Source organism: Dongia rigui, from assembly GCF_034044635.1.
In the GTDB taxonomy this organism is placed as follows: Bacteria; Pseudomonadota; Alphaproteobacteria; order Dongiales; family Dongiaceae; genus Dongia; species Dongia rigui.
Window position 1 is genome coordinate 625,586 of record NZ_JAXCLX010000002.1, and the last position, 24,796, is coordinate 650,381.

Annotated in this window: 26 protein-coding genes and 1 riboswitch; of the genes, 11 read left to right on the top strand and 15 right to left on the bottom strand. The window is 63.0% G+C overall.

Going from position 1 to position 24,796, the window contains the following annotated elements:
- Positions 1–94: 94 nt before the first annotated feature.
- Both SMD31_RS14485 and SMD31_RS14490 read left to right on the top strand, forming a co-directional pair.
- Positions 95–610 (top strand): single-stranded DNA-binding protein, encoded by a 516-nt coding sequence (locus SMD31_RS14485; RefSeq protein WP_320501612.1) that lies wholly within the window; start codon positions 95–97, stop codon positions 608–610.
- A gap of 33 nt (positions 611–643) precedes the next feature.
- Positions 644–1,042, top strand: coding sequence for a VOC family protein (locus tag SMD31_RS14490; RefSeq protein WP_320501613.1), 399 nt, complete (start codon positions 644–646; stop codon positions 1,040–1,042).
- A 4-nt stretch (positions 1,043–1,046) separates the two neighbouring features.
- Here the strand turns inward: SMD31_RS14490 and SMD31_RS14495 are convergent, their stop codons facing one another.
- On the bottom strand, positions 1,047–2,165 hold the full coding sequence (locus tag SMD31_RS14495; protein WP_320501614.1) for an aromatic ring-hydroxylating oxygenase subunit alpha: 1,119 nt from the start codon (positions 2,163–2,165) through the stop codon (positions 1,047–1,049).
- 120 nt (positions 2,166–2,285) lie between these two features.
- Between SMD31_RS14495 and SMD31_RS14500 the strand changes: the two genes are divergently transcribed.
- Positions 2,286–3,155 carry a LysR substrate-binding domain-containing protein gene (locus SMD31_RS14500; protein WP_320501615.1) on the top strand — a complete coding sequence of 290 codons (870 nt, stop codon included), beginning with the start codon at positions 2,286–2,288 and terminating at the stop codon, positions 3,153–3,155.
- 3 nt (positions 3,156–3,158) lie between these two features.
- On the opposite strand, the gene SMD31_RS14505 is transcribed toward SMD31_RS14500, so the two are convergent.
- The 7 genes from SMD31_RS14505 to SMD31_RS14535 form a co-directional block, all read right to left on the bottom strand.
- Entirely contained in the window at positions 3,159–3,941 is a 783-nt protein-coding gene (locus SMD31_RS14505) for a class I SAM-dependent methyltransferase (RefSeq protein WP_320501616.1), read from the bottom strand.
- Positions 3,938–4,735, bottom strand: a complete 798-nt coding sequence (locus SMD31_RS14510; protein WP_320501617.1) for an ABC transporter ATP-binding protein — start codon at positions 4,733–4,735, stop codon at positions 3,938–3,940. Before SMD31_RS14510 ends, SMD31_RS14505 begins: the two co-directional genes overlap by 4 nt.
- On the bottom strand, positions 4,732–5,784 hold the full coding sequence (locus SMD31_RS14515) for a FecCD family ABC transporter permease (RefSeq protein WP_320501618.1): 1,053 nt from the start codon (positions 5,782–5,784) through the stop codon (positions 4,732–4,734). The genes SMD31_RS14510 and SMD31_RS14515 overlap by 4 nt, the downstream gene beginning before the upstream one ends.
- Complete coding sequence (locus SMD31_RS14520; protein ID WP_320501619.1) at positions 5,781–6,806, bottom strand: ABC transporter substrate-binding protein; 1,026 nt, start codon at positions 6,804–6,806, stop codon at positions 5,781–5,783. The genes SMD31_RS14515 and SMD31_RS14520 overlap by 4 nt, the downstream gene beginning before the upstream one ends.
- 232 nt (positions 6,807–7,038) lie before the next feature.
- A riboswitch (cobalamin riboswitch) is annotated at positions 7,039–7,263 on the bottom strand.
- 18 nt (positions 7,264–7,281) lie between these two features.
- Positions 7,282–8,493 carry a TIGR03862 family flavoprotein gene (locus SMD31_RS14525; protein ID WP_320501620.1) on the bottom strand — a complete coding sequence of 404 codons (1,212 nt, stop codon included), beginning with the start codon at positions 8,491–8,493 and terminating at the stop codon, positions 7,282–7,284.
- Positions 8,490–9,719: a GNAT family N-acetyltransferase gene (locus SMD31_RS14530; protein ID WP_320501621.1), complete on the bottom strand. Its 1,230-nt coding sequence runs from the start codon at positions 9,717–9,719 to the stop codon at positions 8,490–8,492. The genes SMD31_RS14525 and SMD31_RS14530 overlap by 4 nt, the downstream gene beginning before the upstream one ends.
- Positions 9,679–10,143 carry a RidA family protein gene (locus SMD31_RS14535; RefSeq protein WP_320501622.1) on the bottom strand — a complete coding sequence of 155 codons (465 nt, stop codon included), beginning with the start codon at positions 10,141–10,143 and terminating at the stop codon, positions 9,679–9,681. The genes SMD31_RS14530 and SMD31_RS14535 overlap by 41 nt, the downstream gene beginning before the upstream one ends.
- A 153-nt stretch (positions 10,144–10,296) precedes the next feature.
- Here SMD31_RS14535 and SMD31_RS14540 point away from each other — a divergent pair, with 153 nt between their 5' ends.
- From SMD31_RS14540 to SMD31_RS14550, 3 genes are read left to right on the top strand one after another with little or no spacing between them, the layout of a single operon-like run.
- Entirely contained in the window at positions 10,297–11,379 is a 1,083-nt protein-coding gene (locus SMD31_RS14540) for a phosphotransferase (RefSeq protein ID WP_320501623.1), read from the top strand.
- 14 nt (positions 11,380–11,393) lie between these two features.
- The gene (locus SMD31_RS14545) at positions 11,394–12,707 is read left to right on the top strand and encodes an aspartate aminotransferase family protein (protein ID WP_320501624.1); all 1,314 of its coding nucleotides are present in this window, start codon (positions 11,394–11,396) and stop codon (positions 12,705–12,707) included.
- A gap of 1 nt (position 12,708) precedes the next feature.
- Positions 12,709–13,149 carry a lipocalin-like domain-containing protein gene (locus SMD31_RS14550; protein WP_320501625.1) on the top strand — a complete coding sequence of 147 codons (441 nt, stop codon included), beginning with the start codon at positions 12,709–12,711 and terminating at the stop codon, positions 13,147–13,149.
- 177 nt (positions 13,150–13,326) lie between these two features.
- Here SMD31_RS14550 and SMD31_RS14555 read toward each other — a convergent pair whose 3' ends face one another.
- The 3 genes from SMD31_RS14555 to SMD31_RS14565 all read right to left on the bottom strand — a co-directional run bounded on the left by SMD31_RS14555 (position 13,327) and on the right by SMD31_RS14565 (position 19,357).
- Positions 13,327–17,013, bottom strand: a complete 3,687-nt coding sequence (locus SMD31_RS14555; RefSeq protein WP_320501626.1) for a vitamin B12-dependent ribonucleotide reductase — start codon at positions 17,011–17,013, stop codon at positions 13,327–13,329.
- A gap of 290 nt (positions 17,014–17,303) precedes the next feature.
- On the bottom strand, positions 17,304–18,284 hold the full coding sequence (locus tag SMD31_RS14560) for a DMT family transporter (protein WP_320501627.1): 981 nt from the start codon (positions 18,282–18,284) through the stop codon (positions 17,304–17,306).
- 83 nt (positions 18,285–18,367) lie between these two features.
- Positions 18,368–19,357: a hypothetical protein gene (locus tag SMD31_RS14565; protein ID WP_320501628.1), complete on the bottom strand. Its 990-nt coding sequence runs from the start codon at positions 19,355–19,357 to the stop codon at positions 18,368–18,370.
- Between the two features lie 180 nt (positions 19,358–19,537).
- Between SMD31_RS14565 and SMD31_RS14570 the strand changes: the two genes are divergently transcribed.
- The 5 genes from SMD31_RS14570 (at position 19,538) to SMD31_RS14590 (ending at position 21,757) form a co-directional block, all read left to right on the top strand.
- A complete protein-coding gene (locus SMD31_RS14570) occupies positions 19,538–20,035 on the top strand; it encodes a GNAT family N-acetyltransferase (protein WP_320501629.1) in 498 nt (165 codons plus the stop codon).
- Positions 20,036–20,161: 126 nt separating this feature from the next.
- A complete protein-coding gene (locus SMD31_RS14575; RefSeq protein ID WP_320501630.1) occupies positions 20,162–20,515 on the top strand; it encodes an NADH:ubiquinone oxidoreductase subunit NDUFA12 in 354 nt (117 codons plus the stop codon).
- 53 nt (positions 20,516–20,568) lie between these two features.
- The gene (gene mlaD / locus SMD31_RS14580) at positions 20,569–21,042 is read left to right on the top strand and encodes an outer membrane lipid asymmetry maintenance protein MlaD (protein WP_320501631.1); all 474 of its coding nucleotides are present in this window, start codon (positions 20,569–20,571) and stop codon (positions 21,040–21,042) included.
- 17 nt (positions 21,043–21,059) lie between these two features.
- Positions 21,060–21,299 carry a hypothetical protein gene (locus tag SMD31_RS14585; RefSeq protein ID WP_320501632.1) on the top strand — a complete coding sequence of 80 codons (240 nt, stop codon included), beginning with the start codon at positions 21,060–21,062 and terminating at the stop codon, positions 21,297–21,299.
- Complete coding sequence (locus SMD31_RS14590; RefSeq protein ID WP_320501633.1) at positions 21,296–21,757, top strand: DUF2155 domain-containing protein; 462 nt, start codon at positions 21,296–21,298, stop codon at positions 21,755–21,757. Before SMD31_RS14585 ends, SMD31_RS14590 begins: the two co-directional genes overlap by 4 nt.
- Here SMD31_RS14590 and aat read toward each other — a convergent pair.
- The 4 genes from aat to aroQ all read right to left on the bottom strand — a co-directional run bounded on the left by aat (position 21,697) and on the right by aroQ (position 24,698).
- Positions 21,697–22,380, bottom strand: a complete 684-nt coding sequence (gene aat, locus SMD31_RS14595; protein WP_320501634.1) for a leucyl/phenylalanyl-tRNA--protein transferase — start codon at positions 22,378–22,380, stop codon at positions 21,697–21,699. The two genes, SMD31_RS14590 and aat, sit on opposite strands and share 61 nt — an antisense overlap.
- A 62-nt stretch (positions 22,381–22,442) precedes the next feature.
- Entirely contained in the window at positions 22,443–23,777 is a 1,335-nt protein-coding gene (gene accC / locus SMD31_RS14600) for an acetyl-CoA carboxylase biotin carboxylase subunit (protein WP_320501635.1), read from the bottom strand.
- Between the two features lie 19 nt (positions 23,778–23,796).
- A complete protein-coding gene (gene accB / locus SMD31_RS14605; protein ID WP_320501636.1) occupies positions 23,797–24,240 on the bottom strand; it encodes an acetyl-CoA carboxylase biotin carboxyl carrier protein in 444 nt (147 codons plus the stop codon).
- Positions 24,237–24,698, bottom strand: coding sequence for a type II 3-dehydroquinate dehydratase (gene aroQ, locus SMD31_RS14610; protein WP_407652142.1), 462 nt, complete (start codon positions 24,696–24,698; stop codon positions 24,237–24,239). The genes accB and aroQ overlap by 4 nt, the downstream gene beginning before the upstream one ends.
- Positions 24,699–24,796 lie beyond the last annotated feature (98 nt).

The window sequence follows — 24,796 nt, forward strand, 5'->3', positions numbered from 1 at the left end:
CCTTTTGTTCTACTCATCTGAATGCTAGGAAAAGGACCAACAAGGCGCTATACGGGCGCACCAATTTCAATCGGATTCCAGCAGGGGGCAGTTCATGGCGGGCAGCGTCAACAAGGTCATTCTCATCGGCAATCTCGGGCGCGACCCCGAGATCCGCTCGACCCAGGACGGCACCAAGGTCGCCAATCTGTCGATTGCAACGTCGGAAAACTGGCGCGACAAGAGCTCTGGCGAGCGCCGGGAAAAGACCGAATGGCACCGCGTGGTGATCTTCAACGAACGCCTGGTCGATGTGGCTGAGCGGTTCCTGAAGAAGGGCTCCAAGGTTTATCTCGAAGGCCAGTTGCAGACCCGCAAATGGACCGACCAGTCGGGCGCAGAAAAGTATACGACCGAAGTCGTCCTGCAGCGCTTCCGCGGCGAACTCACCATGCTCGACGGCAAGGGTGAGGGCGGCGGCATGTCCGACAACGGTGACGCCGGTTACGGTGGCGGCAGCGGCGGTGGTTATGGCGGCGGCTCAGGTGGTGGTGGTGGCGGCTTTGGCGGTGGTTCGTCCGGTGGCGGCGGTGGCCGCGGTGGCGATCTCGACGACGACATTCCGTTCTGACGGCCGGCACTCTAAGGTCGGCCCGCAGCACCGATGCTGCATCACATATCCTTCGGCGTTTCTGATATCGCCCGTTCGGCAGCGTTCTATGACGCCGTGCTGGCACCCTTGGGCTTTCGCCGGGTGTGGGACGATATACGACCGGGCGAAGACGATCAGGCGGTGGGCTATGGTCTGACCGATGGCGACGACAAGTTTGCCATCAAGCAGCGCTCATTGGGACATTTGGCGGCGGGGCAAGGGTTTCACCTGGCCTTCGCCGCACCTACCCGCGCTGCAATCGATGCATTCCATGCCGCAGCCCTCAAGGCCGGCGGCAGCGATAATGGTGCCCCCGGGCTGCGGCCGGATTATGGTCCCCATTATTACGCCGCTTTCATCATCGATCCTGACGGCTTCCGCATCGAAGCCGTGATCAACAAGGCGCCATAACCGGCTATTCCGCTATGCCCCGGGCCTTCAAGGCCGCCCGCACTTCGTCGTGATAATATTTCACGCCCATCTCGTGCTTCGGGCTCAAGGGGCCGCGCTGGTAGACGCCTGATTCCAGATTGTCCTGTGCATCCTCGCAGATGCCGAAATCCTCGCGCACGATCTGGACGTTGATGTCGATGGTCTTCTGCTGCGCTTCAGCCGTCGCCGGCGAGATGTCCTGGAAATAGAAATTGTAATGCAGTGACGTGAGGCGCGGGGCGTGCGGCACGATGCGCGAGATGTTCATGCCGTCTGGATAGACCGACAGGGTCATGTTCGGCCAGATCCACAGCCACAACCCGCCATAGATCGAACTCGCCTTCTGGGGTGCCCGCATGATGACGACATGCTTGCCATAGGTCGTTTCGAAACCGCCGAAATCGATCGCCTGGCTGAGGAACGGATGGATGCCGGGGATGTGGTAGCCTTCCACAAAATTGTCGGTATAGGTCTTCCAATTGCACTTGATGGCAAGGTCTTCGCCACCGCGCCTGTGGAAGGTCTCGATCGGGTAAGGCTCGACCAGCTTGGCGACATCGCTGAGGAAATCGGCAAGGCTCTCGGCCTTACCGTCGATGTTCACGAAGACCAGGCCGCGCCAGGTATCGAGCCGCACGGCTTTCAGCCCATGATCGTCCTTCTTGAACCAGTCGCATTCGCCAAAATGTGGTGCCGCCTTCAGCTTGCCGTCATGGTCGAAGGTCCAGCCGTGATAACGGCAGCGCAGCACGTCGCAATGGCCGGTGCCCTCGGCAAAGAGCGGTGCCGCGCGGTGCGAACATAGATTGTGGAACGCCTTCAGCGCGCCGTTGCGATCACGCAGCACGAAGATATCGAAGCCGGCAATCTTCGCCGCGGTATAATCGCCGGGCTGCGGCAGGTCCGCCTCGCGGCAGATGAACTGCCAGGTCCCGGCAAAAACGCTCCAGCGCTCGGCTTCATAGACGTCATCGGCATGGTACCAGCGCGCGGGCAGGGTATAGAGCGGCGTGGTCTTGCCGTCGATCATGCGGGCGGCGATCTCGGCGAAATCCTTCTGCGCTTGGGTGCCGGATGCCTGCGGACCTGAATCGGGTGCCATGTCGGGTGCCTGCCAATGCTGGGTGAAACAGAACCCATATCCTACGTCCGACAATCAGATTGACAGAAATGAATATTTCTCGCCGAATATGGGAATTAAATTGCCACAATTGAGGGCGAGATGTGGGAAAGCCTGGGGCGCCTGACGGCATTGCGCACGTTCTATGCGGTGGCGCGGGGCGGTGGGATCGCCGAAGGGGCGGCGCAACTCAACGTCACCACCGGCGCCGTGCGCTATCAGATCCGTCAGCTAGAGGCCGATCTTGGCGTTGAATTGATGGTCCGCAGTCAGCGTGCGCTGACCCTGACCGTGCCGGGGACCGAGCTCTATCAGAAGCTCGGCAGTGCCTTTGACGAAATCCATCTGGCCTGCCGCACCACCCAGCGCGGGCGGGTGGAGGGCGAGCTGCGCCTGGCCTGCGCCCCGGCCTTCGCCGCCTTGCGCCTGATGCGCCTCCTCGATCTTTTCTTGCAGCGTTTCCCTTCCGTCACCGTGAAGCATTTCCCGATCGAGCGCGCCGACGAGACGATGGATGTCATCATGTCCTTCGGCGAGCGCGACGTCCCTGGCAGGCGCACGGCGATCCTGCGCAATGAGACCTATTTCCCGCTGTGCAGCGCCGAGCTCTTCTACAAATCGCCGGTGAAATCGGTGCGTGATTTGCAGGACCACGTGCTCATCCATGGGGACAGCGAGGAAGACTGGCCGCGCTTGCTGCGGGCCAGCGGCCGCGGCCAGATCACGCCCCGCCAGCATGTCTATATGCCGAACTCGCATCTGGCCCTTGAAGCGGCCAAGGAAGGCTGTGGCATCGCCGTGGGCAGTACCATCCTTTGCGCCGATGATCTGCGCCGCGGCACACTGGTCAAGGTGCTCGATCTCGAGATTCCGGCACCGCATCCTTACTTCGTCATCCGCCCGGGCGACTCCGTCAGCCCGCTCGCCGACGCCTTTGCCGATCTGCTGATCGAGCAGTTGGAAAGGGCGTGACGGTCAGGCGCGCTTCGCTGAGAGGATGAACCGGCGGTAGACAAAGGTGCGCAGTTTGTTGCGCAAGTTGGCGGCACGGCGCTGGGCACGGGCGATCGGCGCATGGGACGTGACCTGCAGCTCGGAGAAACCGGAACTGACCAGCAAAGGCATGAGGCGCTCGGCGGTAAGGCCATCGCCAAACGGCAAAGCCGACATGATGCCGGCATGCCGTTCGCTCATCGCGCCGTCATAGTTGAGGTCCGGCCCCTGCCATCGATCCAGCAAGCCGATGAGGCTTGCAGCCAACCGGCCACTCGGCCTTGGTCTGGACCAGTCGCCGTCGAAGATCAACAATTGCCCCGCCGGTTTCAGCAGGCGGCGCCATTCCTGCAGTGCCGTTGCGGGGGCGGTCAGTGTCCAGACCAGATGACGACAGACAATCGCATCGAAGCTCTTGCTGGGCAGGAAGGTGTTTTCGGCATCACCCAGAATGAAGCGCAGGTTTCTCTCTTTGCCGGCGTGCTTTTTGCGCGCGACAGCCAGCATCGATTCCGAGAAATCCAGCGCCGTCACCTGATGCCCCAGCGACAGCAGCACCTGGGTCACTTCGCCCGTACCGCAGGCCAGCTCCAGGACATGCAGCGGCCGATGCCCCAGATGGGCTGCAATGGCATCACGCCAGGCATCGAATTCGGCACCGGCTGGGATGCGGTGCCCGAACGCCAGGTCGAAGGTCTGCGCGCGGTCGGACCAGTATTGGCGGATATCTTCCTTCAGCGAGTGGTTGGCGAGGCGGATTGTCATGCTGCCTCCGACGCGATCGCCACCTGCATGCCCTCGGGCAGAAATTGAATCTGCAGCTTGCCGTGGTGAGGCGAGCGTTGAATATGGGCCTCGACGCCGAAACCCTCCCGCAGCAATGGCCTGGTCAACACGTCATCCGGGTGGCCATGGGCGATCACGCGCCCATCCTTCAAAACGACCAGCGCGTCACAGAACATGGCGGCCAGATTAAGGTCATGCAGGGCAATGACCGTCGTCACAGGCAGGCGGGAGACCAGTGACAGAAGCTCCAGCTGGTGCTGAATGTCGAGATGGTTGGTCGGTTCGTCGAGCAACAGCTCGGATGGCGATTGCGCCAAAGCGCGGGCGATCTGCACGCGTTGCCTTTCGCCGCCGGAAAGGGTCCGCCACAATCGATCGCGCATGCCGGCAAGGCCCGTCTGCTCCAGCGCGTTGTCGACCGCCGCTTCATCAACCTGTGTCCACGCGGCGAGCGTACCACGATGCGGCGTTCGGCCGAGCTGCACAATGTCGGCGATGGTAACCTCGATCTCGGTGTGAACCTGCTGCTCGACGAAGGCAGTCCGCCGCGCGATCTGGCGCTGCGTCAGCTCAGCAATATCGGTGCCACCCAGCGTCACGACGCCGCTCTCCAACTGGCGCAATTTGCCCAGCAGGCGCAGGAAGCTTGATTTCCCAGAACCGTTGGCACCCAGCAGACCCAGCGTCTTGCCTTGGGGCACGTCAATCGACACGCCGTCGACGATCATGCGTCCGGCCGTGGACCAGCGGACATTGCGCGCCGTAATGCTCATAGCGATCGTCTCCGCGAACGATAGAGGATGAAGGCGAAGGCCGGCGCGCCGAATAGCGCCGTCACCACGCCGATGGGTAGGATTTGCTGCGGGATGATGACCCGCGAGACGATGTCGGCCAGTACCATGAACAGTGCCCCACCCAGCAATGAAAATGGTAGCAGGCGCGCGTGCAGGGGGCCCACCAGGAAGCGCACGGCATGCGGGATGACGAGGCCGACGAAGCCGATCGACCCCACCATGCCGACCATGGTCGCCGTCATCAGGGCCGTCACCCCGAACAGGACCAGGCGCACGCGGCGCACGTCGATGCCAAGCGACGCGGCGGCATCGTTGCCGAAAGTGAAGGCATCGAGCGCCCGGGCGTTGAGCAGGCAGACGACAAAGCCCAACGTCGCGACCGGCGCCGCCAGATAGACGTCCGGCCAGCGCACGCCGCTGAGGCTTCCCAGCAGCCAGAACATCACGCCGCGTGCCTGTTCGGCGCTGGCGGAGGTGGCGACGATGTAGGAGGTGGCGGCATTGAAAAGCTGCGAACCGGCAACGCCCGCCAGGATGATGCGATCGGAACTGCCCCCGGCCCCAGCGGCCAACAGGCTGACCACGAAGAAGGCGACCACGGCACCGATGAAAGCGCCGCCGGCGACCGAGAGCAGGCCGGCACCAAGGCCCAGGATCATCACCCCGACGGCACCCGTCGATGCGCCGGCTGATATCCCCAGCACATAAGGTTCGGCCAAGGGATTGCGCAGCATCGCCTGCAAAATGACACCGCAGACTGAGAGCGCCCCGCCACAACAGGCAGCGACCAGGGCCCGGCTCAAGCGGTAGTCCCACAGGATCCCCAGTTCGATCGGCGAAAGTGCCGTCTCGGTACCCAGCAGTTTATGGGCGATGGCCTGATAGGTGGCCGAGATCGGCGTCGGCACTTCGCCGATCGACATGGCCATGCCCACCGCCAGGCAGAGCGCCAGCACGCCCGTCAGGGCGAGTGCGGCCCGAAAGCCCCACCCGCCCCGAACGACGACATCGAGGGTATCGGCCCTCAATTGGTCAGGCCGAAGGATTTGACGCCATCGGCCACCGCCTCGATGCCGTCGACGGTGCGCAGCGAGGGGTTCATCGCCTGGGAATCGATGATGACGATATGTCCTTGCTTCACGGCATCGAGCTGGCTCGCCACCGGATCCGTCTTCAGGAACTGGAGCTTCAAGTCGATGTCGTCGGCCGGGAAGCGGCGGCGGTCCATACGCGCCAGCACGATCACCTGCGGGTTGGCGCCGGCAATGGTCTCCCAGCCGACCAGCGGCCATTCCTCTTGCGTTGTTACGACGTTGCGCGCGCCCAGCTTGTCCATGATGTAGGCGGGCGTGCCGTTCTTGCCGGCGATATAGGCGTCGCCCTTGATCTCAGGACTGGAGAACCAGAAGACCATGGAAAGACCTTCAGCTTTCTTGTCGGCCACCTCGGCGATGGCCTTGTTCTCGCGCGCCTTCAGGTCGGCGATGAGTGCCTCGCCGCGGGCCTCGACATTGAAGATTTTCGCCATGTCGCCGATCTCCTGATAGACGAGCGACATGCTGAACATTTCCTTGCGCACGCCATCGCCCCCGCCGGAATTATCCTTGGCGACGCAATCGGCCGGCGAGACATAGGTCGGGATTTTGAGATCGTGGAATTGCTGGCGCGTACCGACCGATCCTTGCGGACCGACATGCCATTCATATTCCGCCGTCACCAGGTCGGGCTTCTCTGCCACCACGCTTTCGAAGCTTGGGTCGTTATCCGCCAGCCGCTTGATCTTGGCATTGGCGGCTTCAAAGGCCGGCATCACCGGCCCAAACCACACCGCCGTGCCGACCACTTTGTCGGCGAGGCCCAAGGAATACAGAATCTCCGTGCTGCTCTGGCCGATCGAGACGATGCGCGTGGGCGCCTGCTCGAAGGTCAGCGTCTCGCCGCAATTTTGAATCGTCAGCGGATACTGGGTCTCGGCATGTGCCGCGTGCACGCCCCACAGCAGACAGGCTCCGGCCGCCAAGGCCGCATGTTGTAACGTTTTACCCTTCATCTTTCCCTCCGAGAGATCGAGATATGTAATGTTATAACATTACATATCTCTGGCAATAACTACAATGGATTGACCGTCATGACAATCCAGCGGGGGCAGACGAGGGGGAGCGGTCACGGCTGAGCGCCGACCGCCACGAAATCGAATTGATGATCGAGAAGCGCCCGGCTAGCCGGCGCGCCGAAAACGGCACCATATCGACGTCTCCATCTCGGGCACCCCGCCCGGGTTGAATCTGAACGCGTCGATGGCAGGTCTCCTGACTCGCGGGTCGCAGCATGATGTGCCGGCCTTCCCGATCTCTTTGCAGAGGTCAGTGGCTTGGGTTGGCACCCAGCTATCCGCTTACAGTTGCGGGGGCAGTCACGGTTTTGGCCCCTTTTGGGTCGTCCGCACCGTGTTCCCTATTAATCCCCTGGAATCCATCCATGGGGGAACCATCGGGGTTTCTCTTAAGGCGCCGACGGGCGGGTCGTCAAGACGCCTGTTGCAGCCAGGCGGCGGCACCTTTGCCGGCGATGAGGCCGCTGGCGAAGCTGGCGGTCAACAGATAGCCGCCGGTCGGCGCTTCCCAGTCCAGCATCTCGCCGGCACAAAAGAGGCCGGGCAGCGATTTGACCATCAGCTGCGCATCGAGTGCGCCGAACCTGACGCCGCCGGCGGAACTGATCGCCTCGGCCATCGGGCGCGGCCGGATCAGATTGAGCGGCAACGCCTTCAGTCTTTCCGCGATGACGCTCGCATCGCCGCGTTCATCATCGCCCAAACATTCATGCAGCAGGGCGATCTTGACGCCGTCCAGGCCCAGGCTGGATTTGAGATGCGACGACAGCGATCGCGATCCGCGCTTGGCGAGCGCCGCCGTGATATCGGCCGTCTTGCGATGGGGCAGCAGATCGAGCTGCAGCGTGGCCGATCCGGCGCCTTTGATCGCCTCGCGCAAGGGGGCCGAGAACGCATAGATGAGTCCACCTTCAATGCCATTCTCGGTGACGATCGCTTCGCCATGGCGCCGCTCCCCGGCAAACACCGCGGCGATGTTTTTCAGCGCGGCCCCGGCGAACCGTTCGCGCAGATGGCCGCTCCAGTCGATGTCGAAGCCGCAATTGGCGGGTTCAAGCGGCGCAAGATCGATCCCCTGTTCCTGCAACAACGCCTGCCAGGCGCCGTCCGAGCCCAGTTGCGGCCAGGACCCGCCGCCCAGGGCCAGAATGATGGCATCCGCCGCGATATCGACCCGGCCACTGGGTGTGGCGAATGATGCGCCGCGCGCGCCGTGCCAGCCAATCCAGCGATGCCGGACATGAATGCGCAAACCCTGTTGGCGCAGCCGATGCAGCCAGGCGCGCAGCAGCGGTGCCGCCTTCATCTCGGCCGGAAAGACGCGGCCGGACGTGCCGATGAAGGTGTCGACGCCAAGCGCCTGCACCCAATCGCGCAAGGCCTGCGGCCCGAACGCCTCAAGCCAGGCCGTCGCCTGGCGCTGCGCTTTGCCGTAACGGGGCAGGAATCGCTCGAGCGGCTCGGAATGTGTGATGTTGAGGCCGCCGCGACCAGCCATCAGGAACTTTCGCCCCACCGACGGCATCGCGTCAAAGAGATCGACGCCGACGCCCGCCTGCAACAAGGCTTCCGCCGCCATGAGGCCCGCCGGCCCGCCACCGATGACGATCGCGCGCCCAGTCATCGTCCTGGGTCATTGTCCTGGCGGAAGGGCGACAACGTCATCAGCCCCGTGATCTCGTTCTGCATCACGCGGCGCTCGCGCTCAAGATAGTCCGCCACCGCTTCACTGAAGCGCGGATCGGCAATCCAATGTGCCGAATGCGTCTCGACCGGCAAATAGCCACGCTGGATCTTGTGCTCGCCCTGTGCGCCGGCTTCAACGCGGGCGAGCTTGTGTTCGATCGCATAATCGATCGCCTGGTAATAGCAGCATTCGAAATGCAGGAAGGGCACGTCTTCGATGGCGCCCCAATTGCGGCCGAACAAGGCATCGCGGCCGCGCAGGTTGAGGGCGCCGGCAATGGGCTGCCCGTCGCGGAACGCCATGACCAGCACGACGCGGTCGCGCAAGGCATCGTGCAAGGCTTCGAAGAAGGCGCGGGTCAGATAGGGCCGGCCCCATTTGCGCCCGCCGGTATCCATGTAGAAGGCAAAGAACGCATCCCAATGTGCCGAGGTGAGCTCATCGCCGGAAAGTGCGCTGATATCGAGACCCTGTGCCGCAACCGAAGCGCGTTCCTTGCGGATCGCCTTGCGCTTGCGCGACGCCAGGTCGCCGAGGAAATCGTCGAAACTGGCATAGCCCTTGTTGTGCCAGTGGTACTGCGTGCCCAGGCGATGGAGATAGCCATGGTCGACCATGTCCATGGCTTCCTGCTGTTCGCAAAACGTGACATGGAGCGAGGAGAGGCCGCTTTTCTCCGCCGTCTGCGTGAGCGCGCTGATAAGGGCGCTGCGCATCACGCTGTCATCGGCGCTGGGTTTCACCAACAGCCGTGGTCCCGGCACGGGCGAGAACGGGACCGCCACCTGAAGCTTGGGATAATACTTGCCGCCGGCCCGCTCATAGGCCTCAGCCCAGCCATGGTCGAACACATATTCGCCCTGGCTGTGGCCCTTGACGTAGAGCGGGGTGGCGGCGTGAATGACGCCCGCCGCATCCTCCAGCACGATATGCTGCGGCAGCCAGCCGGTGCCGCGCCCGACGGAACCGGAGACTTCAAGGGCGTTGAGGAAGGCGTGGCTGACGAAGGGATTGCCGTCGCCGGCACAAGCATCCCAGGCCGCCGCCGGCATGCTGGCGATCCGGTCGACGACCCGGGCGGTGAGGGTGAGGTCTGTCAGCTTGGGGTCCGGCAAGCGCGTATTAGGCAAGCTCGATGATGGCGTCGACTTCGACGGCGACATTGAGCGGCAGCACATTGACGCCCACGGCCGAGCGCGCATGCTTGCCGGCATCGCCGAACACCTCGACCATCAGGTCGGAGACACCATTGGCAACCTTGGGCTGCTCGGTGAAGCCATCGACGCAGTTGACGAAGACACCCAGTTTGCAGACGCGCTTCACCCGGTCGAGATCACCCAGCGCGTTCTTCAACTGGGCAATGACGTTAAGGCCGCAGATGCGGGCCGCTTGCGCCGCCTGCTCGGTCGAGAATTCCTGGCCGACCTTGCCGATGAACTTGAATTCACCATTCCAGACCGTGACCTGGCCCGATACATAGGCCGTGTTGCCGGCGATGACGACCGGGACATAATTGGCAACCGGCACGGCGGCCTGGGGCAATTCGATCTTCAGTTCAGCCAAGCGGGCGTCGATTTTGCCGGCCATGATGTATTCTCCTTGGAAATCGTGCGTGGAAAGGTTCGGCGGCGATCCTAGCGGGTAGGGGACGCGCAATCCAGCATGTAAGCTTCCGTTGGCGGCGGCACCTTTTCCCGGCTATAAGTGCAGCCAGATGAGGGTTTTTACTCGGCGCAGATCTTGAACAACGACATCCCTTCCGCCCGAACAGCGGCACCCCTGTCCGAAAGTGCCGGTGATGGTCAGCTCGCGGCGCCCCCGCCGGTCCTTTCGATTGCCGAGGCCGAGGCGCTGGCCCGGGATTACTTCGACCTGCGCGGCGCGGCCAGCCCGCTTACCAGCGAGCGCGACGCGAATTTCCGCATCCGCAACGACCGCGGCAGCTATGTGCTGAAGATCGCCAACCCAGCCGAGGCAGCGCTCGTCACCAATCTCCAGACCATGGCGCTGCTGCATATCGAACGGATCGATCCAACCCTGCCGGTGCAGCGCGTGCTCCGCAGTATCCATGGCCGGCATGAGGAAATTCTGCGCGACGCGGAGGGCCGCCCCATGGTGCTGCGCCTGTTCAGCTATCTCGAAGGCGAGCCATTGGCCACCGTCGCGCGAACGGCCGCACAGCGGCGGGCGATCGGCACTGCCTTGGCCCGGCTGGGCCTCGCCCTGCGCGATCTCAAGCATCCGGCCGCGGATCATGAGCTGGTCTGGGACATCAAGCATGCCAGCCGCTTGCGGCAGTATCTCCCCTATATCGAGGGCGACGACCGCCGCGCTCTGGTGGAGCGTGTCATCACTGCCTTCGACAACCATGTGCGGCCTGTCATGCCGTCTTTGCGCTGGCAGTTCGTGCACAGCGATCTCAACCCCTCCAATGTGCTGGTGAAGAAGGACCAGACGGACGAGGTCGCCGGCATACTCGATTTCGGCGATATGGTGCATACGCCGCTCGTCAACGACCTCGCGGTGGCGGCGTCCTACCAATTGGGGCAGGAGGGCAACCCGCTCGCCGATGCCGGGGATTTCATCCAGGCCTATCACGAGACCAACCCGCTCACCGCGACCGAGCTCGATCTGCTCTACGACCTCATTGCCGCGCGCATGGCGACGACCGCCTGCATCACCAGCTGGCGCGCGGCGCGCTATCCGGAAAACCGCGACTATATCCTGCGCAACGCGCCGCGCGCCTGGGCTGGCCTCAAGGCTTTTGCCGACATGCCGCGTGAGCAGGCGCAAGATTGTCTGCACCGCCTCTGCGGTGCCTGAAGGAGACAACGATCATGGCGATGGTGAACCAATACGTCCCCGGCCGCGAAGGCGATATCAGTGCCGCCGACGCGGCCCTCATCAAGCGCCGCGGCGAAGTGTTGGGCCCGGCCTATCGCCTGTTCTACGAAAAGCCGCTCCATATCGTGCGCGGAGAAGGCGTCTGGCTCTATGACCCGGAGGGCAACGCCTATCTCGACGTCTATAACAACGTCGCCTCGGTCGGCCATTGCCACCCGCATGTGGTCGAGGCGCTGAGCAAACAGGCCGGCATCCTCAACACCCATACGCGTTACTTGCACGAAACGATCGTCGATTACGCCGCCAAATTGCTCACCAAATTCCCAGCGGCCTTGAAGCATGTGATGTTCACCTGCACGGGCAGCGAGGCCAATGACCTCGCCTTGCGCATCGCCAAATCCTATACCAAGGGCACCGGCGTCATCATCACCCAGCTCGCTTATCACGGCCTCACCGTGGCGATCTCGGAGCTGTCGCCATCGCTCGGCGACTATGTCGAACGGGGCCCACAGGTGAAGCTGGTCCCGGCGCCGGATACCTATCGCATCGACGGCGATGTGGGCGCGGCGTTTGCGGCCGGCGTCAAACAGGCCTTGGCCGACATGAAGGCGCAGGGGATCAAGCCATGTGCCCTCCTTGTTGACGGCATCTTCTCCAGCGATGGTGTTTTCCCCGGTGAACCCGGCTTCTTGAAGGAAGCGGTCGAGGCGGTGCGGGCGGCGGGCGGCATCTACATCGCCGATGAAGTGCAGCCGGGCTTCGGCCGCGTCGGTCCGGAATTCTGGGGCTTCGCGCGCCATGGCCTGGTGCCGGACATTGTCACGGTGGGGAAGCCCATGGGCAACGGGCATCCGATTGCCGGTGCCATCATGCAGCCGCATGTGGTCGAGGAATTCGGTCGTCGCTCGCGCTATTTCAACACCTTTGGCGGCAATCCCGTCTCCTGCGCCGTCGGCCGCGCGGTGCTGGAGGTGATCGAGAATGAGGGCCTGGCCGCCAATGCCGGCAAGGTCGGCGAATACATGAAGGCGGGATTGCAGAGACTCAGGCAACGTTACGACGTGATCGGTGACGTGCGCGGGGCGGGGCTCTTCCTCGGCCTCGAATTCGTCAAAGACCGCAGGACCAAGGAACCGCAGGCCGAAGCCGCGACCCATGTCGTCAACGACCTGCGCCGCCGCAAGGTCCTCATCAGCGCCACCGGTCCCGGCGCCAACATCCTCAAAATCCGTCCGCCCCTGGTCTTTACCCAGGAACACGCCGACATCTTCCTCGACGCCACCGAAAAAGCCCTGGCGAGTTTCTAAGATGGCCCGCCTCTCCGACACGTTGCCCGGGACCTGGCGCTTGCTGTCGCGGATCGACGTGACGGCAACAGGTGAGAGACGGCCGGAACCGATGCTGGGCGACGATCCGGAAGCGCTGCTGATATACGACCGCAGCGGACATTTCGCCGCCCAGTTCATGCGCCGCGACCGCAGCGTCGAATTGCCAGACGTGGCAGCCGCCGGGCCCAATAACAGCCGCGCGGTGGGCGGCTACGACGCCTATTTCGGCAGCTATGTCATCGACGACGCGACCAGCAGCGTCACCCAAACCCTGATCGGCGCCCTGTCGCGCGAAAGCGTCGGCATGGTCCTGACGCGACAGATGGAAGTGATGGGCGACAGTCTCACCATTCGCCTTGAAACAAAGAGCGCTGACGGCACGCCCGTTACACGCACGCTGACTTGGGAGCGCGTTGGATAAGCTGGGCCCGGTCGGTGCAGCCGCCAATGCTGCGGGCTGCGTGTCACACTGCCAAAAGAAAACCGGGTCCGTGACTGGCACGGACCCGGTGGTCTTTTCAACTTAAGGCCAGTTCCAGGAGGTCGGAGGTTGGGGCAGTCTGGCTGGCTGCCCTTGGATGACCTCGTCAGAACTCTCTCAAGAGCAGCCGCTGGTCGAGCCGCAGGTGGTGCACTTCATGCAGGTGCCGTTGCGCACCAGGGTGAAGTTGCCGCACTCGCCGCAGGCATCGCCCTCATAGCCCTTCATCTTGGCCTCGCGGATCTTGTCGAGCCGCTTGTCGACCGACTGCACGACTGCGGCACCCACGGACATGGTGTTGGTCACGCTGGCGGTCACGGCCGCGAGCGTCGGGCCGTCGCCGCCGCCCGTCTGCATGGCGGTTGTCGCATGCAGGTCCTGGGCGAGGGCGGTGTTGCCGACCACCATGCTGGCATTCTTCAGCACGATGAGGTTCGAGCGCACGAAGCCGCTGGAGGCGATCTTCTTCACGGCATCGACGCCGTGCTGCATCTTCTCGGGGATCGCCTGCTCGTCGGCACCCGAGCCCATCGCATCCGGATAGAGATCCGACGGCTGCACATGGGCGAGGTCGTTGCGGCCGAGATAGGACACGGCGAGTTCGCGGAAGGTGTAGTCGAGGATCGACGTCGCCATCTTGATGGCATCGTTGCCTTCGACCATGCCGTTGGGCTCGAAGCGGGTGAAGGTGAAGGCCTCGACGAATTCCTCGAGCGGCACGCCATATTGCAGGCCGATCGAGATGGCGATGGCAAAGTTGTTCATAAGTGAGCGGAAGGCGGCACCTTCCTTGTGCATGTCGATGAAGATCTCGCCGAGCTTGCCATCCTCGTATTCGCCGGTGCGCAGATAGACCTTGTGGCCACCGACGATCGCCTTCTGGGTGTAGCCCTTGCGGCGCTCGGGGAGGCGCGAACGGCCCTTTTCGATCATGCGCTCGACGATCCGTTCGACGATGCGCTCGGCGACGATCGGCGCGCGGGCGGCTGCCGGCGCTTCGATGATGTCGTCGACCATGTCGTCGTCACCCAGCACCGAGGCCGAGAGCGGCTGCGACAGCTTGGAGCCGTCGCGATAGAGCGCGTTCGCCTTGATGCCGAGCTGCCAGGAGAGCAGATAGGCCGATTTGCAATCCTCGACCGAGGAGCTGTTCGGCATGTTGATGGTCTTTGAGATCGCGCCGGAGATGAAGCTCTGCGCTGCCGCCATCATGCGGATATGGCTTTCGACCGACAGGTACCGCTTGCCGATGCGGCCGCAGGGGTTGGCGCAATCGAACACCGAGAGATGCTCGTCCTTGAGGAACGGTGCCCCTTCCAGGGTCATCGCGCCGCAGACGAAGGTGTTGGCAGCTTCGTATTCCGCCTTGCTGAAGCCCAGGGCGGTCAGCATGTCGAAGGCCGGGTTGTTGAGTTCTTCGGGCGTGAAGCCCAGGGCCGCCTGGCAGAAGGCGTCGCCCAGATTCCACTTGTTGAACACGAAGCGGATGTCGAAGGCGGCTTCCAGCGAGGATTCAAGCTTTGCCAGCGTCTCGTCGTCGAAACCGCGGGCCTTCAAGCTCTGATGGTTGATGTAGGGCGCGTCCTTCAAGGTCGCGTGGCCCACGGCATAGCGCACCATCTCGTCGATCTGCACGGGGCTGTAGCCCAGCGTCGTCAACGCATCGGGCACCATGCGGTTGATGATCTTGAAATAGCCGCCGCCGGCGAGCTTCTTGAACTTCACCAGGGCGAAGTCGGGCTCGATGCCGGTGGTGTCGCAATCCATCACCAGGCCGATCGTGCCGGTGGGGGCGATGACGGTCGACTGCGCGTTGCGATAGCCGTGCTTTTCACCCAGGGCCAGGGCTTCGTCCCAGGCGCGGCGGGCCGCCTCGACCAGACGCGTGTCCTTGCAGTTCTTGGCATCGAGCACGACGGGGGGGACCGAGAGGCCTTCATAGCCCGTGGTCTCGCTATAGGCGGCGCGGCGATGGTTGCGGATGACGCGCAGCATGTGGTCGGCGTTCTTGGCATAGCCCGGGAAGGCGCCAAGCTCGCCCGCCATCTCGGCCGAGGTCGCATAGGCAACACCGGTCATGATCGCGGTGAGGGCCGCCGTGATGGCGCGGCCTTCTTCGCTGTCATAGGAGAGGCCGACCGACATCAGCAAGCCGCCGATATTGGCGTAGCCGAGGCCAAGCGTGCGGAACTCGTAGGAGAGCTGCGCGATTTCCTTCGAGGGGAACTGCGCCATCAGCACCGAGATTTCCAAAACGACAGTCCACAGGCGGACGGCGTGTTCGTAAGACTCGATATCGATCTGGCCGTCTTCGCCCTTGAACGTCATCAGGTTCAGCGAGGCGAGGTTGCAGGCCGTGTCGTCGAGGAACATGTATTCCGAGCACGGATTGGACGCATTGATGCGGCCGGATTCCGGGCAGGTGTGCCACTCATTGATGGTGGTGTCGTATTGCACGCCGGGATCGGCGCTGGCCCAGGCCGCCTGGCCGATCTTTTCCCAGAGGTCACGGGCCTTGATCGTCTTGTGCAGCTTGCCGTCGGTGCGGCGGATGAGATCCCAATCGCCGTCCTTCTCGACGCGGTCGATGAAGTCGTTCGAGATGCGCACCGAGTTGTTCGAGTTCTGGCCCGAAACGGTGAGATAGGCTTCCGAATCCCAGTCGGTATCATAGGTCCGGAAATCGACCTTGGCATAGCCTTGGGCGGCGAAGTGCAGCACACGCTGGACATAATTGTCCGGCACGCCGGCCTTGCGCGCGGCGCGGATGGCGGCCTTCAGAGCCGGATTCGCTTTGGGGTCGAGCTTGTCGGCGCCGGTGCCTTCATTGGCCGCCTTGATCACCTTGTTGAGGTGTTCGTTGCAGGCCTTGGAGCCAGCGACGAGGGCCGCAACCTTCTGCTCCTCGATCACCTTCCAGTCGATATAGGCTTCGATATCGGGGTGGTCGAGATCGACCGTCACCATCTTCGCCGCGCGGCGCGTGGTGCCGCCCGATTTGATGGCGCCCGCAGCGCGGTCACCGATCTTGAGGAAGCTCATGAGGCCCGATGAACGACCGCCGCCAGAGAGCTTCTCGCCATCGCCGCGCAGCTTCGAGAAATTGGAACCCGTGCCGGAACCGTATTTGAAGAGGCGCGCCTCGCGCACCCACAGGTCCATGATGCCGCCCTCGGAGACGAGGTCGTCGGCGACCGACTGGATGAAGCAGGCATGCGGCTGCGGATGCTCATAGGCCGAGGCCGAGACGGTGAGCTCGCCGGTCTTGAAGTCGACATAGTGGTGGCCCTGCGCCGGACCATCGATGCCATAGGCCCAATGCAGGCCGGTGTTGAACCATTGCGGGCTGTTCGGCGCACCCATCTGGCGCGCCAGCATGAAGCGCATTTCGTCATAGAAGGCGAGGGCATCTTCTTCCGTGTCGAAATAGCCGCCTTTCCAGCCCCAATAGGTCCAGGTGCCGACCATGCGGTCGAAGACCTGCTTGGCACTGGTCTCGCCGCCAAAGCGCTTCTCGGCCGAGAGCTTCACCAGGGCTTCGCGGTCAGCCTCGCGGCGCCACAGGAAGTCCGGCACGTCGCCTTCGACCACGGGGCGCATCGCCGCGGGCACGCCGGCCTTGCGGAAATACTTCTGCGCCAACACGTCGCTCGCCACTTGCGACCAATCGGCCGGCACTTCGATGTCCTTCAGCTGAAAGACGATCGAGCCATCCGGATTCTTGATCTCGCTCGTGGTGCGGCGGAAGAGGATTTCCGAATATGGTGACTGGCCGGCCTTGGTGAAACGACGAGCAATGCGCATCTGGTGCCCCCGAAAATGATCTTTATCTGCCCTTCACGAACCGAATCCTCGCCCCTTCGCAGAATCTGGTTCAGCAAAAAGGGGTAAAGGATTGGTTCGGCGCGCCTATATCTAGTCGGCTAGACCGGCGCCGTGACCAGATATTGATCCCGGGGAAGCCTCGGCAGCAACAGGAAAATATCTATATTTGGTGATTAATAATCTTGACGCCCATAGATGTTGAGGAACCCCCCGGTTTATGGGCGTTTCTCACGCATGTCGCACCGCAAAATGCCGAAATTAATCGATTCTCATTTTTTGTGACGTCCGGTGAGGCTCGAAAAGATGATCGATATCAAAAGGATAACCGTGCCGATCCACTGCTGGGTCGAGGTCGCTTCGCTTAGGATGACTGTCGCAGCCACCAGGCTGATCGCCGGTTCCAAGTTCAAAGTCATCGCCGTTTCGGTGGGCGACAGCGTCTTCATGGACGCAAACCAGCAGATCATGGCCGTCACATAGCAGGCCGTGGCGCCCAGATAGCCGACCCAACCCGCTGGCGTGCCGGGCAGGGCGACCCCGCCGACAACGGCCACATAAAGGCTGGCAAGGCCGATCATCCACAGATTGGCCCAGAAATTCATGACCCGGGAATCGACCCCGTCGAGATAGGCACCGCCCCAGGTGACGAATCCGGCAACGCCGAGCGAGGCGATCAGCGCCAGGGCGGCCCCCCGCCAGTCGAGCGAGATCTGCGAGGGGTCGAAGGCAAGGCCGCCGATGTCGACGGTGAGGCCGATATCACGCCCCAGCGCCACCACCAGCCCGGCAAAGGCGGTCACCAGCAGCAGGCCGCGTAAGGGGCTGATGCGCTCGCGCCCCGAGAGCGCTGCGAAAATCGCCACCAGCAGGGGGTAGGTATAAAGAAGGATGACGGCGAGGCTCACCTTGATGAAGGCGACCGAGCTCAAATAGCCGACCGACATCATCATCAGGCAGATGGCAATCCAGAAGGTGGCGCGGAAGTTCCGCTGTGGCAGCCGGAAGGTAACGCCACCCGCCTTCAACACCACGAACAGGGTGAGCGTCAGCGCCGTGAAGCGCGACCACACCAGCAGCATCGGCGTGGCGCCGCCGCCATAGGCGAGGCTCGCGAAGGTCGTGATAAGGCTGACGAAGACGGTGCCGACCAGCAGCAGGCCCAGCGCCGCCCAATGGCCGCGCGGCCTTTGGTGTTGTTGCGTGTTCAGGATCGTCCCCCGGCAATGCCCTTGTGCGGCGGGGCTTTGCACCACGCCAGCCTTTTGAGCCAAGCATGGTGCAAAGCCGGGATTTGGTCAAACCACCCTCAAAGGCGGTGGCCCGCCCCCGCGGATCAGACCGGCAGCTTGTCGGTGGTCACGCTGACCAGCGGAATGCGAACCCGCGCATCGAGCAGGACGCGCGACGTCTCATCGATCTGGGTCGGCGCGCTGCACAACGCCGACTGACCCAGGCCAACCTCGATCAGATAGGTGGCACCGGCCTCGGCCGGGAAGGTATGGGTCACCGGCTCGATCCGGATCTGCTCGAAGCGATCCTGATAGCCGACGCTCGGGATCAGCTGCTCGCTTTTGAATACCGCGCGCTTTTTGGCGAAACCGTTGATCGGGAAGCGCGGCGGCGGGGCGAAATTGGGGGCGGCCGGCTGCGGCAGGCTCGCCACCGTGAAAACGTTGATGAAGATGAAGGATTCAAGATCGATGCGCTTCTGCACCAGTGCGGCGATGCTGTGATCGTCCTTGACCGACAGGCGCCAGTCCAGCGACAGCGCCGGCAGCTTCACCGTGGCCAGCGACAGACGGCCGTCCAGTTCCACCTCGGGCTTGAACGCGAACAGGAAGGCGCCGGCGTTGTCGAGCGGCGTCTTGCGCAGATCGTTGGCACCGACATGCACCAGGGACATGATGTCGCCCGTAGCGCGCGGTAGGAAACCCTGCAGGGGCACCACTTCGGCACCGTCGCGATAATACTGCTGATAGAGATATGCCTGGCGGGGCCCGCCGACGACGAAGCCGCGGTTCGCGTCGTTGGGCACATAGATCCGCGGGAGACGACGGAAGGCGCGTGGTGTGCCACCCAGGAACGGGCTGGTGAAGCGGGAGACATCGAAGGCGAGGCCGCCGGCGCCGCCCATGATATGCGAGAGCGGCGCGGCGCCACCCACATAGGACACGCTGTCGTCGTGATCGAGCAGCCCGGCGCGGGCGAGTTCAACAAGACCCAGCACCTCGGCCGGGGTGTAATGTGCCTTCATCTCGTCCGCCACGTTATGGACGGCCCCAGTCTTATCGATTGCCTCGGTCGATTTGCGTTCCAGCATCATCTATTCCCCAGTTTTGCCGCGCCGGACCGTTCCCCCATGGGCGGCCTTCGGTGGCGGTGCTGATGAAGCTAGGCGGCCTTGCCCGTTCGGCCAAATGATGATCCTGTGGAACGTGGCGGCGGTCACAGAATTTCCGTCACTACAACCCTGGAATGTATCGAAGTCGATGAACTTATCGCCATGCCCGCCCACCCGAGTGACCATCCGCTAGACGTTCGCCCATCTGTGGCGGCTGATCTCCCAGCCATTCTCGCGCTCGTTATTGAGGCGTTCGCAGCCCTTGCCAGCCTCACGCCACCCTCCGGTGCAGCCGGAGAAACGGTCGAGAATCTTGGCCGCATTCAGGCGCAAGGGGCGATCCTGGTGGCGGAATCGGTCGGCCGCCTCGTCGGCTGCGTCGCCTTGGAACCCAAGATGGGCGGTTTCTATCTGGGGCGTTTGGCCGTTCACCCAGATTGGCGCCGCCAGGGTATCGCCCAGCTCCTGCTCGCAGCGGCGGAAAGCTACGCCCGGGCGAGGCAGGCATCTGCACTCACCCTCAACGTCCGGCTGGTCCTGGCGGGGAATATCCGCCTGTTCGAAGGGGCGGGATACCGGATCGTGGGGCAGGGTAGCCATTCGGGCTTTTCAGTGCCCACCTACCATATCATGCGGAAAGACCTCGGCTTTCCGGGCTGACACCCCCTTTTCTTGCTTGCCGGGCGTCGGCCTAGTATATTCCGGCCCGAGTTCTTAACCTGTTGCTCCCATTGGCTTCCCCAATCGTCTGGCGGCCATAGGCAACCTAGTACGGCGAATCACGCGATGAGCATCGGCACACGCCTCTTCACTTGGCTGAACGGCGAACTGGTCGGGACGGACGAGTTCGGCAACAAGTACTACGTTCACCGTCGCATGAAGGGCCAGAAGCGCGAGAAGCGCTGGGTCCTTTATAAGGGCGAGGCCGAGGCGAGCCGCGTGCCGCCGGAATGGCATGCCTGGTTGCATGCGACCACGTCCGTGGTGCCGACCAACCGGGCCAAGCCCATGGCCTGGCAAAAGCCGCATGAGCCCAACCGTACCGGTACGGGCCTCGCCTATCGCCCGCCGGGCCATACCCTGATGGGTGGCCAGCGCGCCAAAGCCTCGGCCGATTACGAACCCTGGTCGCCGGCCTGATCTAATTCAGCGCGCATCCTACCCGTCCGTCCCACACGCCCAAGGCCCGATCCATGCAGCGCAACGTCCTCGAAACCATCATGGGTGCCGTCGTCCTCATCGCGGCCGCCGCCTTCCTCTATGTCATCTACAGCGGCAGTGGCATCAAGGAAGACAGGGGCGGCTATTCGCTGACGGTGCGTTTCGATCGGGGTGGGTCTGTCCTGCCGGGTACCGATGTGCGCATCAGCGGCGTCAAGGTCGGCGCAGTGACCTCCCAGGATTTCGACCCGAAGATGTTCCAGGCCGTCGTTAAGCTCAACATCCGCAGCGATGTCGAATTGCCGAAGGACAGCTCTGCAATCATCACCAGTGACGGATTGCTCGGCAATTACTACATCAAACTGGAGCCGGGTGCGGAAGACGACCTGCTCAAGGATGGCGATCAGGTCGCCCATGCGCAGGGCGCCCTTGATCTGGTGGAACTGATCAACAAGTTCGTGGTCGGCGGCTCCGATACCAAGAAGGAAGAGTCCGCGACGCCTTGATGGGCGGAGAGGCGCGTATGAGCAAGGATAAGGCAGGCGCCGGTTTCGACGTGCCGGTCTGGAAGCAGCCCGACGGTCAACCTGTGTCGTGCCTCGAAAAAGTCAAAGTCCTCAATCAGAATCTGATCGAGATCAGGCAACTGGCGCAGGATGCGCTGGAGGATGCGGTGCTGATGGGCTGCGATGAAGCGCAGATTAGGGCCGTGTTCAACGATCTCGTGGCGAAACTCGAGAATCCCTACGGAAAGAAGTCATGAAGTTGCGTTTGGCCGGATCAGCGTCGGCGGGCATCGGTTTTGGTCTCGCCGGGCTACTCGGCATGTCGGCGGCATTGGCGGTCCCAGGCGACTTCGTCGTGCTGCGGGCGATGGACAAGATCACGGCACGTGTATCCACCATCACCGTGCCGGTGGGCGGCAGCGTCAAGTTCGGCTCGTTGCAGATCACGGCGAAGGCCTGCGACAAGCATCCGCCGGAAGAGACGCCCGAGGCTTCGGCTTTCCTGGATGTGGTCGAGGAAAAGCCAGGTGAGGCGCCGCAATCGCGTTTCGATGGCTGGATGTTTGCCTCCAGCCCCGCGCTCTCGGCGCTGGAGCATCCGGTCTATGATTTGTGGGTGCTCGACTGCACCAACGAAGCGCCGCAGGATGCGGCTCAGCCTTCGGACGCGGCGCCCAGCAATTCCAGCACGACCGAATCCGGCACCACGCCGTAAAAGGTTGCGGGCTTGGCGAGCGCTGCATTGAGTTTCTGGCGGTACTCGTCGCGCGGAATTTCGATGGCGCCGAAGCGGCTCAGGTGCCGCGTCACGAATTGTGTGTCGAGCAAGCTATAGCCGCCGTGCCGCAGGCGCGCAATGAGATGCACCAAGGCCACCTTGCTGGCATCGGTTGCCCGGCTGAACATGCTCTCGCCGAAGAAGGCGCCGCCCAGGCTGATGCCATAGAGCCCACCCACCAATGCCTCGCCATCCCAGACTTCGACGCTATGGGCATGGCCCATCAGGAACAACTGGCGACAGAGGTCGAAGATGGTGTCGTTGATCCAGGTCTGTCCGCGCCCCGGCGCTGGTGCCGCACAGCCATGGATGACTGCCTCAAACGCGCGGTCGCAGGTGACGGTGAACTGGCCAGCCTCTCCCGAGAGACCCTGGCGCACAGTCTTCTTGAGGCTGCGCGGGATATGGAAGTTCTCAAGCGGCAGGATGCCGCGCTGCTCCGGATCGATCCAATAGAGTTCCGGGTCGTTGCGCGCTTCCGCCATCGGGAAGATGCCGATCGCATAGGCACGCAGCAGCATGTCCGGCGTGATCTTCGGCGGCTTGACCCTGTTGGACATCGGCAACCTCTGCTGTCCCGGACAACCCTTCGGCTAAAGACTGCCGCAGCGCCGGGTCAGCGTCAAATGCCGACGAACTTCTCCAGCCAGCGGATGTCGTAATCGCCGTTGATGAAGTCGGGGGCCGTGACCAGGCGCTGATGCAGCGGAATGTTGGTTTTGACGCCCAGAATGACCATTTCCTCAAGCGCGCGGCGGGCCCGCATCAAGGCCTCGTTGCGGGTCTTGCCATGGACGACCAGCTTGGCGATGAGGCTGTCATAATTCGAGGGCACCTTGTAGCCGGCATAGAGCGCCGAATCGACTCGGACACCCAAACCACCCGCGGCATGGAAATCCGTGATCAGACCCGGAGATGGCATGAAGGTCACCGGGTCTTCGGCATTGATGCGGCATTCGAAGGCATGGCCGGTGAAGGTGATGTCCTGCTGGCCAAAACCCAGCGGTGCCCCGGAGGCGACGCGGATCTGCTCGCGCACCAGATCGATGCCGGTGATCATTTCCGAAATCGGGTGTTCGATCTGCAGGCGGGTGTTCATTTCGATGAAATAGAACTTGCCGTCCTGGAACAGGAACTCGATCGTGCCGACCGAGCGGTAGCCCATGGCTTTGACCGCTTTCACCGCGATCTCGCCGATCTCGGCGCGCTGGTCGGCATTGAGAGCGGGCGAGGGCGCTTCTTCCAGCACCTTCTGGTGGCGGCGCTGCAACGAGCAGTCGCGCTCACCGAGATGCACGGCGTTGCCATGGTTGTCGGCCAGGATCTGGATCTCGATATGGCGCGGATGACCCAGATATTTTTCCATATACATCTGGTCATTGCCGAAGGCGGCCTTCGCCTCGGCCTTCGCCATGGCAAGCGCTTCCTTCAACTCGCCGGGATTGTTGGCGACCTTCATGCCCTTGCCACCACCGCCGGCGGCGGCTTTCAGCAGCACCGGATAGCCCGTCTCCTCGGCGATGCGCGGCGCGTCGGCATCCGAAATGGCGCCGTCAGAACCGGGCACGCAGGGAATGCCGAACTTCCGCGCCGTGGCCTTCGCTTCGACCTTGTCACCCATCTGCGACAGATGTTCCGGCGACGGGCCGATGAAGGTGAAGCCATGCTCTTCGACCATGGACGCGAACTTGGCATTCTCGGACAGGAAGCCGATGCCGGGATGGATGGCGTCGGCGCCGGTGATCGTGGCGGCCGAAATGATCGCTGCCATGTTGAGATATGAATCGCGCGAGGGCGCGGGCCCGATGCACACACTCTCGTCGGCCAGGCGCACATGCATCGCATCCGCGTCGGCAGTCGAATGCACCGCCACCGTGCGGATGCCCATCTCGCGGCAGGCGCGGTGGATGCGGAGCGCGATCTCGCCGCGATTGGCGATGAGGACTTTTTCAAACATCGTCGCGGCTGGCCCCTGCTTACTCAATGACCAGAAGCGGCTCGCCGAACTCGACAGGCTGCGCGTCGTGGACCAGAACTTCCTTCACCACGCCATTGGCGGGCGCCGAGATGGGGTTCATGACCTTCATCGCCTCGATGATGAGGACGGTCTGGCCCTTGGTGACCCGGTCGCCGACCTTCACGAAGGGTGTACCACCTGGCTCGGACGACAGATACGCCGTGCCGACCATGGGAGACGTTAGGGCGTTCTTCGCCGTCTCTGCCTTGGCGGGGGCAGCCGGCGCCGCTGGTGCCGACACATTGGCAACCGGCGAGGCATGGACCACCGTGGCTGGTGCCGCCTGCGAGGTGACGCGAATCCGCTGTCCGTCTTTTTCCAGTTCAAGCTCCGTGAGCCCTGTTTCCTTCAGCAGGCTCCCGAGCTTGCGGATCAGGGCTTCATCGATATCGAACTTGCTCATGCGCGTGCCTTCTTCGTCTTGATCAGATTGGCCATCGCTTCCAGGGCCATCAGATAGCCCGTTGCACCCAGCCCGCAGATGACGCCAGTGGCGGCCTGCGAGGTATAGGTGTGATGGCGGAACGGCTCTCGCCGGTGGATATTGGATAGATGCACTTCGATGACCGGAAGTTCCGTCACCAGCAAGGCATCGAGGAGGGCGATGGAGGTATGCCCATAGCCCGCCGGGTTGATGACGATCCCGGCTTTCGTGCCACGTGCTTCCTGCGCCCAGGTGATCAATTCACCCTCAAGATTGCTCTGGCGGAAATCGAGCGCCAAGCCCAAGGCCTTGGCCTTTTCGGCGCAGGCCTTCTCGATATCCTTCAGGGATTCGCGCCCATAGATCTCCGGCTGGCGCAGTCCCAGCATGTTCAGATTCGGTCCATTGAGGACCAAAACGGTCGGATTCTTGGCCAAGTCGATGTTTCCCAACGAAGATCGCGCGGGGAAGCCCGCGATTTCAGGCCCTTATAGCGGTGCCGGCCAGCCGGGGCAACCAGCGCCGGCTTGGGGTT

Coding starts and splice junctions, on each gene's coding strand:
- SMD31_RS14510 (WP_320501617.1), bottom strand. CDS start 4,735: ATGAGCATTACGGCGCGCAATGTCCGCTGGTCCACGGCCGGACGCATG.
- SMD31_RS14590 (WP_320501633.1), top strand. CDS start 21,296: ATGAAGTTGCGTTTGGCCGGATCAGCGTCGGCGGGCATCGGTTTTGGT.
- SMD31_RS14530 (WP_320501621.1), bottom strand. CDS start 9,719: ATGTCGCCGTCGAAGTCGACGCCATCATCGAGCTTGCCTAATACGCGC.
- SMD31_RS14535 (WP_320501622.1), bottom strand. CDS start 10,143: ATGGCCGGCAAAATCGACGCCCGCTTGGCTGAACTGAAGATCGAATTG.
- SMD31_RS14490 (WP_320501613.1), top strand. CDS start 644: ATGCTGCATCACATATCCTTCGGCGTTTCTGATATCGCCCGTTCGGCA.
- SMD31_RS14525 (WP_320501620.1), bottom strand. CDS start 8,493: ATGACTGGGCGCGCGATCGTCATCGGTGGCGGGCCGGCGGGCCTCATG.
- SMD31_RS14500 (WP_320501615.1), top strand. CDS start 2,286: ATGTGGGAAAGCCTGGGGCGCCTGACGGCATTGCGCACGTTCTATGCG.
- aat (WP_320501634.1), bottom strand. CDS start 22,380: ATGTCCAACAGGGTCAAGCCGCCGAAGATCACGCCGGACATGCTGCTG.
- SMD31_RS14570 (WP_320501629.1), top strand. CDS start 19,538: ATGCCCGCCCACCCGAGTGACCATCCGCTAGACGTTCGCCCATCTGTG.
- SMD31_RS14505 (WP_320501616.1), bottom strand. CDS start 3,941: ATGACAATCCGCCTCGCCAACCACTCGCTGAAGGAAGATATCCGCCAA.
- SMD31_RS14555 (WP_320501626.1), bottom strand. CDS start 17,013: ATGCGCATTGCTCGTCGTTTCACCAAGGCCGGCCAGTCACCATATTCG.
- SMD31_RS14495 (WP_320501614.1), bottom strand. CDS start 2,165: ATGGCACCCGATTCAGGTCCGCAGGCATCCGGCACCCAAGCGCAGAAG.
- SMD31_RS14550 (WP_320501625.1), top strand. CDS start 12,709: ATGGCCCGCCTCTCCGACACGTTGCCCGGGACCTGGCGCTTGCTGTCG.
- mlaD (WP_320501631.1), top strand. CDS start 20,569: ATGCAGCGCAACGTCCTCGAAACCATCATGGGTGCCGTCGTCCTCATC.
- accB (WP_320501636.1), bottom strand. CDS start 24,240: ATGAGCAAGTTCGATATCGATGAAGCCCTGATCCGCAAGCTCGGGAGC.
- SMD31_RS14545 (WP_320501624.1), top strand. CDS start 11,394: ATGGCGATGGTGAACCAATACGTCCCCGGCCGCGAAGGCGATATCAGT.
- SMD31_RS14585 (WP_320501632.1), top strand. CDS start 21,060: ATGAGCAAGGATAAGGCAGGCGCCGGTTTCGACGTGCCGGTCTGGAAG.
- SMD31_RS14485 (WP_320501612.1), top strand. CDS start 95: ATGGCGGGCAGCGTCAACAAGGTCATTCTCATCGGCAATCTCGGGCGC.
- accC (WP_320501635.1), bottom strand. CDS start 23,777: ATGTTTGAAAAAGTCCTCATCGCCAATCGCGGCGAGATCGCGCTCCGC.
- SMD31_RS14575 (WP_320501630.1), top strand. CDS start 20,162: ATGAGCATCGGCACACGCCTCTTCACTTGGCTGAACGGCGAACTGGTC.
- SMD31_RS14520 (WP_320501619.1), bottom strand. CDS start 6,806: ATGAAGGGTAAAACGTTACAACATGCGGCCTTGGCGGCCGGAGCCTGT.
- SMD31_RS14565 (WP_320501628.1), bottom strand. CDS start 19,357: ATGATGCTGGAACGCAAATCGACCGAGGCAATCGATAAGACTGGGGCC.